A 12,507-nucleotide genomic window follows, 5' to 3' on the forward strand; every position below is an offset into this window, starting at 1 on the left:
CGAATAAGCGATTTCGGTGACTAATGGGGCCTTCTCCTTAACAAAACAACAAAAAAGCCGACTTTATTGGCCGGCTTTTTTCAAAGTAGTCTGCTTTTGGGCTTAGAATGGGTAACCCACGGCAATGTTCAGAATCAGGTTTTCGCGCCGCCAACTGCGACTTCCGAAGCTGATCTGATCGAATACCCAGCGTTCTCCGTCCGGCAAATAGGGCTTCCGCAGCGGAAAGGCCAAATCGAAGCGAAGAACGAAATACGATAGATCGAGCCGCAAGCCTACCCCCGTACCAACTGCCAGTTGTTTGTGCCAATCTTTGCTAAACTGGGAGCCATCATTATAGGCTAAGGTATCTTTAAACATCCAGACGTTACCTACGTCTAGAAAGATAGCTCCCTGCAAGAAACTATTAAACTTTGGTCGCAGCTCCGTACTGCCTTCAATTTTGATATCGCCCCCACCGTCTTGCAAGACAAAAGTTTGACCATCTTCCCGTGGACGGTTGTAGATTCCAGGACCAACGCCCCTGGGCCGAAATGCCCGAATGCTATTGCTACCACCCACAAAGAATTGTTTGATAAAAGGCATCTGGTTGGAGCTTCCGTAAGGTGCACCTACACCAGCAGCTATTCGATTGGCCCAGGTCATACCCGGTGATAGGCGATAATAATACCGATTGTCAATATCTACCCGCACATATTGGGCAATAGGTACACCAAATAACGTTTTGACTTTGTCTTCGTCGCGGTCTTTTATTAGCAAGCCTGCAATGTTCCCAGCTGGTTCTACGTTGAACGATGTTCGGAATGTTCGCCGGCCGGAAGTACGCGGCGATGAATTATAGCTTACAGAATAGACCGAATTAAGAATTAGCTGCGATCCTTGCAAGATACGTAATAGTTCATTTGCGTTGGCATCGCTCCCGGTTGCTAATATGTTATAGAAGCGCGGCCCAAAATTGGCAACCCGTACATAAGCAATACCAAAAGGCTGGAATGTTTGCTCAATCTGCGCATTTTTCTGCCAAGCATAGGCGAACGACGTTCGGAACTGGTTCAGGTTGTAAAGCTGCCGACGCACAATCAAATCATACCCCAACGTCAGAATAGTCTTGGGCAATAACTGCCGACGGTCGTAGCGAAACCGAATCGGCGACACCAGACGCGGGAAAGTCAGTGAAGTTTCCAGACCGAACCGGTGGTTGGTCAAGCCCAGCGTGTCGCCGCCACCAACGAAAAAGTCAATCCCGGCGTAGCCATTTATGGTTAGCAGTTCAGCCTGCCGCAACGCATTCCGATTGCGCCAACTCAGGGTTAATTGGGAACCGGCCAGGCTATTTGATTTGGTCAAGCCGGCTAGTTCCAGCCGAATGGATTTCTTCGGTGAAGGCGTCAGGTAATAATGAACATCCAAAAACGTTGAATCCCGTTCTTCCAGGGGCTGAAACCGGTTGCGCACAAATTTGAACGTTCCCAGGTTGATAAAGCGGGACAAGGTTAAATCCTGCGCCCGGCTGTTGTAACGGCGACCCGGCCGGAGACTCACCACGTCTTCAAACAACTTTGGCTTGTAAGATCGGGTTGAATCGGAAATGTAAAAATCCTTATAGCGGTCCGCATTGACCTTACTGGTGTCATTGATCGCTTCGGTTTGCCCGCCCACGCTCAATGTATAGTTTGGATAGATGTAGATATTTCGGACGTAGTATTGCAAACCTGCGGCATTGGGCATATCCGGTTTCAGGGCCAGATAAAGGCGCATTCGGCGCGTTGCGTAGTTGGTATCAGCCAGAAACGCAATGTAATTGGGCTGAAAATAAAAAAAGCCCTGTTGCTGGAATCGCTGGTGAATCCGCTGTTGCTCGGCTTTGATCACATCAAAACGATATGGGTCGCCTTCTTTCAGGAGCGTGCCTCGTCCTTTTGATGCCTGCACCAGTGCCTTCCCCGCGGGCGTCGAATCGGCAACGGTCGAAATGGAATCCAGGTAATAGCGGGGCTGAACCTGAACCTGATACACGGCTTTATTAAAGTAAGGTTTCTTTTCTACCTCAACCAGTGCACCCTGCGCCGTAGAGCGGAAATAGCCATTATTTTCCAGATAAGACGTAAAAATCAGCGAGTTTGATGATAAAGCCTTGGCACTCGCAAACACAGGCGGCTGGCCTAACTTCCGGCGCAACCAGGCGCGTAAACCGTTTTCTTTTTTGGGCTCTCCAATGTAATAGTAAAACCATACCTTGTACGGAAAGCCAAAAAGGCGGCTGTTGGGATTGGGACGCGCCAACTCCTCCAACTGGCTTTTTAACGTACTAGTTTCGTCTTTTCCGACGGTGGAATCGGCCCGCATGTTGATTTCCGACCCATAGAAAAGCTTTTCGTTTTTGGGAATATACTTAGAAACGTTGCAACCTGTCAGGAAAGAAATCAGCAACAAAGACAAGCTATATTTTCTCATAAGTTCTTTTTCTCCTGCTTTTGGAACAATTCACGGAACAGGTTATAATCAACGGTAATCGCAAAGGCCAGGCCCGTTTCGATTACATAACCGTCCAGGTTGATGCGCGAATCGTAGGCGCTGTTCCGATACGCCCGAACGGCATACCGCCCATCGCTAGTCAGGCTATAATTGAGGGATAGGTTATCAAATACTTCGGACGGGTTTCGGCTAATTCCCGAATTGTTTTGCAGTTCGAAGTTGCGGCCCACCGACACCGTCAGGCGTCCATCCATGAAGCTTTTTGACAGCCCAACGTTCAAATCGGTTCTCGTTCCTCCTGAATTCGCCGTGTACGCATTTTGCGACATCAGGTTAAAGTTGACATCAACGCCTTTGATGACGTTGGAGGCAAATTTTTCCAATTGGTCGGACAACACTTTGCTGACACTATTGAGTACCATTAATTCGGTGCTGTTGCTTTCCCCGCTTCCCGAGAAGAAACTCGACGAGCTTTCGCTAATGAAGTTACCCAATACCAGCAGGGCAAAAACCTGCTTGTTAATTTGCGATTGATCTTGCCGTAAAATAATCAGCTTGTCTTCAACGGCTTTCTTCACCTCATCGGAGGCAATGTAATTCTGACTCTTAGGTAGTTGAATATCGAAGGATAGTTTTGGCGCTGTCAGGCTCCCTTCCATCCCCAACACAACCTGGAACGGCAACTTCTGCCGGAACGCCTGCGACAGTTGGCTGGTCGATTCGTTGGCAATCAAGTTTTCTGGTGCCGTCGACGCTTCGTAGACCGCTTTGATGTCCAGAATTGCCTTCAGCGGGTCGCCGGTCCAGGTAATCTGGCTGCCTTTCTGAATCGAAAATTCCCGTTTCAGCACCTGGTAAGTCAGTGAGTATTCTCCTTCTGTTACGTCGTAGGTTCCCAGCAACGTCATATCGCCCGCCGCATTCATACCCAGCGTAAGCTTCGCATTTCCTTTGGCGTGTAGATTATCTCCGTTTAATTCATCGATAATAATGGTCAAATCGGACTTGTCACTCGCTTCCAGGTTTAGCGAAATATTGCCGTTGCTCAGCGCCTGAAAATTGATTTTGGTATCGGTTGTGTCAATTTTTGGGCGCATCAGGTATTTCTTTAAGGCCAAGGTATCCTTGTGATCAATAAAGAAAACCGTCTGCTTCGCTTCATCGACCGAAGGGCCCATATCCGGTAGCACGATGTTTATGTTACTACCATCTTCCAGCCGAATATCACCCGATACGGAAGGACTTGCTCCTGTGCCGCGCACCAGCAGATTGGTCGTGATGGCTGCATTTCCGTAGGCATAATCGTTGTCTTTCCGACCCGCATTCAAAACCTGGAAATTGTTGGCTTTCACGCGCAGATCGTAGCTGACATCAGGAATATTTTTTAGTGATACTGTTCCGTCGGTCGTTAGTTTCCGTCCCTGGCCGTCGATCAGGTCAAACTGGTTTAAGCGAATCGTTTGGTTGTCGAAAGTGATTGTCTCGTCGTTAATCAGATAAGGTGCGTTGATTTGCGCCACAGTAAACCCGACGGAATCAAATTTGACCTGCCCGTCAATTTTAGGGGCTGAGGTTGATCCGGCAATGTCGAAATTACCCGTTAATCCGCCTTTTGCGTCCCGCAATTGACCAAAGCTAAATGCCTCGACCGTGCGCGTATCCAGCCGCTGCAAATCAACTTTGAAATCAAGCGCCTGGTTTGGATTTTCTGGGTTATAGAAACCGGTTACGTTAACCTGGTTATAAGGTCCCGCCAGTCCGGCATTGACGCTAATCCGCTGATCAACATCCGTGAATTGAGCCGTTAGCGTCCCGATTGGCTTTTGCATCACTTCTAGGCTGTCGATCGATACCTCTCCTTTGAAACGCAGAGCCGTCATGTAATCGCTCAATTCAACATCACCATTTAATGTCCCAGCGGCCAGCGTGGTGTCCTGATTAGCCAGGCGCGCCATATCGCCCAGATCGATATCTTTCAACTCGACCCGAATCGGGGCATTGGGCTTTGGCTCCGTGCTGTTGATGGCAATTTCCTGTTGACCCGAGCGCAACCGAAAATGATCGGCCAGCAGACCGGCCTTTCCGTATTGGATGAACCCGGTGGTATCGCTTTGCCAGAAATGGTAGTTGGTCAGCAATCCCTCGGCATTAAACCGAACTACGTAATTGCTATCCTTCAAGGCTACTTTACCCGCCAGACCGTGCCGTTCGCCACCTACCGAATCTTTATTGACCACCCGGAAATTCAGCTGGTTTTCCGCTGCCGTTGCTGAAAGCTCGGTCAGGCTAATATTGATGTCATTGACTTTAGCACCCGCAATCTTGCCATCTAACGAAAGCTGATTGTCCACCGCCAGCATGTTCAGCGTCACATTCTGAACAACCGTTGTATCGTATTCGATAGTGCCGGTTTTAAGGCGGGCGATCATGGTGGTATCCAGCCGATTATCAATATAAGCATCAAATTTCACCGTATCCATTCGGGTCAGGCCCGGAACAAACGCCTGAAGCAAAGGATGATTGTGCACCTGTGAGGCCAACGTGAAATAGTAAGGCGGCTGAACTGGATTGAATTTCAAATCTGGAATGGAAAAATAACGGTTAATTTCTCCCGCCACCAGATCATACAAACGGGTGTAATCGTAATTTCCGATCAGGCTTAACTGGCCGAAGGGAAGGGCCGCTTTCAACAGCTTTTCGCTGCCGTCCGTGCGAGCCAGCAAATACAGTGAATCAATTGGATAGGCTGTATTTTGGTAATTAATGACCGCATCCTGAGCGATGAGAGACCCATTCGGCTGGTTTGGGTTGGTCGAAGCAAAATCCAGAAGAAAGCGACCTTTCACCGCAAGAGGCTCTTTGTAGAAGCCTAGTTTCGTGACATTTAATTCGTTCAACGCCAACTCGCCCTGTATGCTTGGATACTCCGCATTCAGACCCACGACGGCATTTAAAGCAATCTGCGCATTCGGGTCGTCCAAACCACCACGCACCGTTAGATTTCCTCTGCTTAGCTGCCCCTGTGCGTTGAACCGCTGGTAGCGATAGCGATTCAGAACGGCTTCGCTAACGTTTAGCCGGAACGTGGTTTCCATTGTTTTGACATCAATGCCGCGCCCATTGAACGTCGCATCTGCACTGATTTCGCCAATGGTTGCCTCTTGCCCGATCCACTTACCTACGTTAAAGTTTTGCAAGGCCATATTGCCTTTATAAGCCTGGTTTTTACCCGCCATAAACCCGTTCAAGGTCCCATCAAAAAGGACATTTCCCCAGTCGGTTTGCAAACGGGCATCGGCGTTGATGTTGTTCAGACCACCCGCCACGCGACCGCTTAAACGCAAGTGGGGGGCTACGTTGAATGAGTCAGGGAGTGTTCCTTTAGGCAGTAATTTATTTAGATCGCTGCGATTGGTTGCCGCGTCCGTGATGGTTAGATCCAGCGCAATGCGGTCGACATCCATGACGTTTCGGATTCGCCCTTTCATGACCATCCGCGTTCCGGTAAACGCCGCCAGTTCAAATACGGGAATGTTCAGGTTGGCCAGGGTACCGGTTGAGCGCGCATTCACGCGAATGAATGCATCCCGGTTGCCGGGAAAAGGCGGCGTATCGGCCAGAAAAGGCGCCAATTGCAAAATATCAGAAACAGCCAGCGAGCTTTGCCGCAAACTCAAATCGATGCGCACCCGTTCTGCCACCCGCGGGTTGGTCAATGCACTAAGTTGCGCCAGTGAATCATACCGCAACACCACACGATCCCGCAAAATGGAACGACCCGTCTGCACGTACAGATTGTTCAGTGAAGCCATTTTTTCACCGTACAGCGCATCAACATTAAACTGTTTTAGGGCAAATCCACTCTTGTCCTGAAAATGACCCTGCCGAATTTTAGCCGTAATGAGCGAAGGACTATAAACTATGTCCTGACCGTTTAAGCCCAGATTCTGAATATCCAGGTGGCCAAAATCAAGGCCGGTTTTCTGAACGGGCGCATTTCGATCGTCGAAGCGAATCCGGTTGTTAGCCAGTTGGGTTTGCTTCAGAATCACCTGCCAGCCCGCACTCGCATCCGCCGACGCCGGTTCTGCGGGAGCGGCTTTCGCGGCGGGTTGTGGGGTTGTTTTTTCGAGTACTGCCTCAATGTCTGAGTTAGCCAGCGACAAGGAGCGTAAGCCTACTTTTTGCCCGTTCAAATAAAAGTAATCCGTTTCCAGATTAAGTTGCCCCACCGAACCTTTGGTCGAAAAATCAGCCGTTTCGACGCGAACATTCCACCGCGCCCGGTTTACTTTCCAGGAACCCAATGCCAAATCCATTGAATCACTGGCTGGCGTGGAGCTAGCGGGAGCCGTCTGGGGCAAATCAATGCCTTGGTATAGGCGCACATTAGCCGCTAGGCCATCCAAAGCAACGTTATTCAAATGGTATTGCGAGCGGTTAAGATCGGTCTTGTCTAAGGTGCTGCGCAAACTGTCCAGGTAAATATTGGCATCGGCCCCAACCACATCATCCTTGTACCGTATACGAACGTCTTTAAGTGCAATTGCCGATAGATTTATGTCGAGCGGTGCTGCCGCCGTATCGGCTGGCGTGGGCGGTGCGCCCGTGTCGAAAGCGTCGATTAAAAATTGAAAATTGAAGGTAGTGTCGGGCAACGTACGGTTCAAATTAAGCCGGATTTGCTCCATCTCCACTTCATTGATAGACACGCGACTTTTTAACAGCGCCATCATGTCCATATTGACGTAAATTCGGCGTCCAGCCACCAAAGTATCCCCTTTAGGTGTCTCAAAATAGATGTTTTCCAATTCAATCCAGTCGGGAAGATGATAACCAATCCGACCAATTTTGAACGGCGTTTTGAGCTTCGTAGCTAAGTAATTATTCACTTGCCTCGTAACAAAGTTCTGGCCCCAGGTTGTCGTAGCAACCACTGTAACAAACCCAACCACCAGCAGAATAATGGCGAGTATTGCATAGAGGAAAAAGAGAAGAAATCGCTTCACGTTTTGTTATTTCCGGTTGGGTGTTTGTATCAGCAGCTTCATACCGACGCCTGTCGTGCATGAAAGACAACCCACATATCAAAGTCAATATCATCTCAACTTCATAGGACCGAATTATGTTGCGTTGAGCGGGGAAATTGCGCGAGGAAATGAGGATTTTCTTCCTCAAAGGACTTAGCCCGTTTGATCAGTGATCTTTAGTATAGATAAAATCCTAACCGGTTACCCCGTCTTGGTCCGGTGAATGATAATTTTCGCTTGTTTAAGCGCCGATAAACTTTTGTTTCGCTTATGGATCTCAATCATGGGGCTTTTTCAATTCGTTTCGCAACTGCCGGATTTCGCCCAGAATGGCCCCTAGCGTGGGTTCTGGATCGGGAAAATCGGTGGTCAGGTAGAGCACATATTTCCATAATTCGCGGACTTGTTCTACCGGCAACTCATAAGGTTCGTAAGCTGGGTTCAGCGAGTGTAGCACCAGTCGGCGCTGGCTGGTTAGTTGATTGATGACCTTTTTGACGACAATTCCTTCTTCACAAATAACAACGTAGCAACCGCCGTCTTTAATGCTATACCAGTCTTCGACGTATTCCCCCAGCACATACGCGTTGGATGGAATTGGTAACATGGAGTCACCACCAGCGGGAAAAAGACGATACTTACGCTCTTTGGAAATTACCGGTAGCGGTAAACGAAAAGCGGGCAGTTCGGCAATAAACGTTTCATCACTGTACCCACCCTGGCAGTAGCCCATGGCAGCCTTCACGGGAACCAGCTCAATATTTTCTTCATTGTCCTCCCCTACGGTGCGGATAAGCTCCCTAATTCGGAGCGTCTGCCCCCGAACCGCGGGATCGGGCGATGCAAGAAGTTGCTCAAACTGCCGAGTGGTTAGTCGGGAAAGATCATGGTAAGCTAATGTGTCCAGGGTAACCTTGTAAAATATAGCCAATCGCCCCGCTACATCCGTAGGTGGAACAGCCTGCCCTTTTTCGTACTTAGACAAGGTTTGTCGGGAAACATCAATCAGTCCGGCCACATCTTCCAGCCGTAATTGATAATGATTTCGCAGGGCAGTCAGGTTCTGGGAGATATAGAGCATAGAGGCAAATCAATGTTAAAAATAGTTACATAAATATGTTAAAAATAGTTTCTAAATCCCAGTAGAAATCACGAAATTGCAGTCGTTATCCTCCCCCGGAAAACGCTAGTAAAGTGTCATTCTGTTGACTAGAGCAATCTAATAAATCTGACCTAGCTGCCATGCCGTTCGACCTGCATCCTTTTCAACTAACCCAGAATTCACCGAAGGGTTTGACTTGCGTGCCCACCTGGTGCATTTCAAAAATACCTTCTGTTTGCCTGGTGATCGGCCTCGTCCCCAACTTATCAAAAAACTGGCTATTTTTTGCGGGCTCAATCCAGGTTTGCACGTCTCAGATGGGTAAAACCGTGATTCTGTTTCGCTTGCTAAATCTTTTTGGCCTTTTGGTCATCAAGTAGATTACGCTATAAGATCAGCCCAACACCCAAACCGCCCCAGGGTGCCAGCTTTCCCAGAATAAAGGGAGTAAGCTGGGCTTTCCAGAAATACCGAGTGGTTGTCAAGGGAACCGTTTGGTAGTGCCGGACGCCCAGAATCGGCGTGAACCGGTAATCACCTTTGTCGAGGGGCTTGTTGAACGCTAAGCCACCCGCCCCTACTTCCAAAAACCATTGATTTAATTCACCAACGGGCGGCAGGCAAGCGTTTTTGCGTCGGTTAAGCAATACATTCACTGTGGCAGCATGGGGAAAGTATTAATGCTGTATTTTGTCAGCATGTGACCAACTCCGAGTCTTAAAGTGAGAAAACACCGCCCAACTTGCAGGGGATTATACTCTATATTGGCGGCAATAATGGGATTGATGCCCCCCAATTCCGCCGTTGCGGAAAAGCGGCGGGGCTTTTGGTACGTTTTGTAGAGCTGTGCCTGAAGCGAATGCGTCAGCAAGAAAAAAAGTAGTAGAGCTAGCCGCATAGATTCAATTAGAAACATGAGCTAAACGCATTTCCGCTTTTTTCAGTATGGCTTTTCAACGAAACTGGCAGGCGGCGGAAAGCTTTCCGCCGCCTGCCAGTTTCGTTATTCTACGACTTCGTAAATATTGACCGTTTTGGACTTGTTTTTCAGATTTACTTCTCCGAGATAGCGGCACTGAAACGATTCTTTGACTACGTTGTAGGCTTTCTCAGAAATCACAATCTGGCCTTCTTTTGCCGCTGCCTGAAGGCGTTGCGCCGTATTGACCGTATCTCCGATTACAGTATAATCCAGCCGCCGCAAGGTAGCCGAACCGATATTCCCCGAAATCATTTCGCCGCTATTGATCCCAATCGACACTTTGGGCATGAAAATTTCCTGATCCGAGAGGGCTTCCTGAATTTCGTTGATGTGGCTTCGGACTGAAAGCGCCGCTTCGATAGCGCGGTCTAGATGATAATCGCCCCGAAAGACAGCCATCACAGCATCGCCCATAAACTTGTCGACGTGGCCGCCCTGCGCAATGATTTCTTTCACCATCACCTCAAAATACTTATTGATCAGGCCCACAACAACGTCGGGTCGCTCGCGTTCGGTGATGGACGTAAAGCCGCAGATATCCATAAAAACCGCCGTGCCGTCGATCACTTCATTAGCCGTCAACGCGAGTTCAAACTCCCGACGGTTCATAAACTTCAGCACGTTTTCATCGACGTACATCCGCAGAATATCGTTTTCTTTTACGGCTTGCAGGGTTTCACGCAGTTGCTGGACGTGCCGAATCGTTTTCTGCATGGTCACTTCCAGGTCATCGAAATTGACGGGTTTGCAAATAAAGTCAAACGCTCCCCGGTTCATGGCGGTCCGGATGTTGTCCATGTCGCCGTAGGCCGAAACAATCACCGATTTGATAAGTGGGCTCATCTCCCCAATCTTCACCAACAGCGTTAGCCCATCCATTTCCGGCATGTTGATGTCGCTCAGTACCACATCAATGTCCGGCATTTCTTCTAATTTCTGCAGCGCCTGAACGCCGTTGTGCGCAAAAACAAAATCATATTGTTTTTCGCGAATCTGCCGCCGGAACTTTTGTTTAATGAGCAACTCTAAATCCGTTTCATCATCTACGACCAGAATTTTAGCACTCATACCGTATTATTCAGCTTTTCTTTTAGTTCGTTGAAATTCAAAGGCTTAGTCAGGAAGGCGTTGGCACCGGCCTGCATGGCCTGGTCATAATTTTCACTATCCCCGTAGGCGGTAATCATCATGACCGTGGGGGGAGACAAAGGATGGGTCGTGCGGATGCACTTGAGCAGTTCCAAGCCACTCATTCCCGGCATGTTAATATCCGACAGAATAATAACAAATTCCGATTCATGCTTTGTTAGGTAAGACAGTGCTTCCTCCCCGGAGTGGGCATAGGAAAAATTAATTTCCTGATTCCGAATTTCCCGCCGAAACCGCTGTTCAAATAAAAATTGAACATCCGTTTCATCGTCAACAACCAGTATTTTTTTCACGATACAAGCACAGGATTAATGTCAAAGATAACAAAAAATAAGGCCTACAAGACTTCGAGCGGCAAGCGGATGGTAAATTCGGTGTATTCTCCCTCCTGCGTGTCTACTTCCAGTTCGCCGCCGTGGCCCTTCGTCACAATATCATAACTCATGGATAACCCCAGTCCCGTTCCCTGCCCCGTTGGTTTGGTCGTAAAAAAGGGTTGGTATATTTTATCCACGACCTGTTGCGGAATCCCGCAGCCGTTGTCCCGCACCCGAATGACCATTTCGCCGTCCTGGACGCTGGTGCTGACCTTCACAGTAGGCTGGTAGCCCTCTTCCTTGGTTTTCAGGCGTTCGTTGGTAGCATAAAAGGCGTTCGTATACATGTTTAGTAACACCCGCCCTACGTCCTGCGACATAATCTCGATCTTCGGTAAGTTTGGCGCAAAATCCGTAATTAGCTGAGCATTAAACGTTTTATCCTTAGCCCTCAGTCCGTGATAAGCCAGCCGCAGGTATTCGTCCGCCAGCGCATTGATGTCAGTTGGCTGCTTCTGCCCCGTATTGGCACGGGAGTGTTGCAACATGCCTTTTACAATGGAATCGGCCCGTTTGCCGTGGTGCGTAATTTTCTCCAGGTTCTGGGTTAAATCAGCCAGAATTTCCTCCACGTAGTCTTTATCATCCCCCGCCAGCTTCTGAATGGGTCCTTCTTTCAGTTCGGTAATTAGTTCGACGGATACTTCCGAAAAATTATTGACAAAATTTAATGGATTCTGAATTTCGTGAGCAATACCGGCGGTCAGTTCTCCCAGCGAAGCCATTTTTTCCGACTGAATAAGTTGCGCCTGGGTTGATTTCAATTCGATCAGTGCCTGCTGAAGTTCTTCTTTCTGCTTGGTTAATTCCGAAGTTCTTTCCGCGACCAGGTGCTCCAGTTGCACTTTTTGGGCTTCAATGATCCGGTTATTTTCTTCTTCCTGCTGGCGTTTCAAACGTTCTTTTTCCAGCGCCTGTTCGCCGTACCGCCGCTGTAGCCAGGCACCCGCCCCAACCATCATGACCCAGAAGATGGCATAATCTTCCGCTCCCCCATAATAGGATTTATAGTTTTGGTAAAACGACATGGAGATGGCCTGCGTCAGCTTGGTAAGCGTATAAACCACCATGATAGGAACCGAAGCAATCAGCACAAAAAGAGCCTGGCGCTGGTCGCGCATCAAATAAAGCACCCGAAGCAGTATGGGATAAGAAACTAGAATGGACCACAAAACCGTAGCTACCTTCACCAGCCATTCCAGCGATTCGCTGCCTGTAAATTCAACGGAAATGTTGGCAATAACCAGAAGGAGAGAACCAAAAACGATGAACTCCAAAACTCTGTCCCAAAAGGGCAGGCGCGTAGCCAATTGTAAGTTTTTTCGGATATACCGGCTCAAACCTAAAATGATCAGCAGATTCGTCATTCTATCTATTTCGGAAAAGCTTTTA

The 12,507-nt window shown here is 48.6% G+C and carries 8 protein-coding genes; all 8 read right to left on the bottom strand.

Annotated features, from left to right (window positions below):
* Positions 1-102: 102 nt before the first annotated feature.
* The gene (tamL, locus tag L0Y31_RS16380; protein ID WP_234734159.1) at positions 103-2,454 is read right to left on the bottom strand and encodes a translocation and assembly module lipoprotein TamL; all 2,352 of its coding nucleotides are present in this window, start codon (positions 2,452-2,454) and stop codon (positions 103-105) included.
* Entirely contained in the window at positions 2,451-7,484 is a 5,034-nt protein-coding gene (locus tag L0Y31_RS16385; protein ID WP_234734160.1) for a translocation/assembly module TamB domain-containing protein, read from the bottom strand. Before L0Y31_RS16385 ends, tamL begins: the two co-directional genes overlap by 4 nt.
* A 298-nt stretch (positions 7,485-7,782) precedes the next feature.
* Positions 7,783-8,586: an XRE family transcriptional regulator gene (locus L0Y31_RS16390; RefSeq protein ID WP_234734161.1), complete on the bottom strand. Its 804-nt coding sequence runs from the start codon at positions 8,584-8,586 to the stop codon at positions 7,783-7,785.
* A gap of 407 nt (positions 8,587-8,993) precedes the next feature.
* A complete protein-coding gene (locus L0Y31_RS16395) occupies positions 8,994-9,263 on the bottom strand; it encodes a hypothetical protein (protein ID WP_234734162.1) in 270 nt (89 codons plus the stop codon).
* Positions 9,260-9,505 carry a hypothetical protein gene (locus L0Y31_RS16400; protein WP_234734163.1) on the bottom strand — a complete coding sequence of 82 codons (246 nt, stop codon included), beginning with the start codon at positions 9,503-9,505 and terminating at the stop codon, positions 9,260-9,262. The genes L0Y31_RS16395 and L0Y31_RS16400 overlap by 4 nt, the downstream gene beginning before the upstream one ends.
* 105 nt (positions 9,506-9,610) lie before the next feature.
* On the bottom strand, positions 9,611-10,657 hold the full coding sequence (locus L0Y31_RS16405) for an adenylate/guanylate cyclase domain-containing protein (RefSeq protein ID WP_234734164.1): 1,047 nt from the start codon (positions 10,655-10,657) through the stop codon (positions 9,611-9,613).
* Positions 10,654-11,031 (bottom strand): response regulator, encoded by a 378-nt coding sequence (locus tag L0Y31_RS16410; RefSeq protein ID WP_234734165.1) that lies wholly within the window; start codon positions 11,029-11,031, stop codon positions 10,654-10,656. The genes L0Y31_RS16405 and L0Y31_RS16410 overlap by 4 nt, the downstream gene beginning before the upstream one ends.
* Positions 11,032-11,075: 44 nt before the next feature.
* The gene (locus L0Y31_RS16415) at positions 11,076-12,482 is read right to left on the bottom strand and encodes an ATP-binding protein (protein ID WP_234734166.1); all 1,407 of its coding nucleotides are present in this window, start codon (positions 12,480-12,482) and stop codon (positions 11,076-11,078) included.
* Positions 12,483-12,507: the final 25 nt, after the last annotated feature.

Source organism: Tellurirhabdus bombi (genome assembly GCF_021484805.1).
GTDB lineage: Bacteria > Bacteroidota > Bacteroidia > Cytophagales > Spirosomataceae > Tellurirhabdus > Tellurirhabdus bombi.

Coding starts and splice junctions, on each gene's coding strand:
- tamL (WP_234734159.1), bottom strand. CDS start 2,454: ATGAGAAAATATAGCTTGTCTTTGTTGCTGATTTCTTTCCTGACAGGT.
- L0Y31_RS16390 (WP_234734161.1), bottom strand. CDS start 8,586: ATGCTCTATATCTCCCAGAACCTGACTGCCCTGCGAAATCATTATCAA.
- L0Y31_RS16400 (WP_234734163.1), bottom strand. CDS start 9,505: ATGCGGCTAGCTCTACTACTTTTTTTCTTGCTGACGCATTCGCTTCAG.
- L0Y31_RS16405 (WP_234734164.1), bottom strand. CDS start 10,657: ATGAGTGCTAAAATTCTGGTCGTAGATGATGAAACGGATTTAGAGTTG.
- L0Y31_RS16415 (WP_234734166.1), bottom strand. CDS start 12,482: ATGACGAATCTGCTGATCATTTTAGGTTTGAGCCGGTATATCCGAAAA.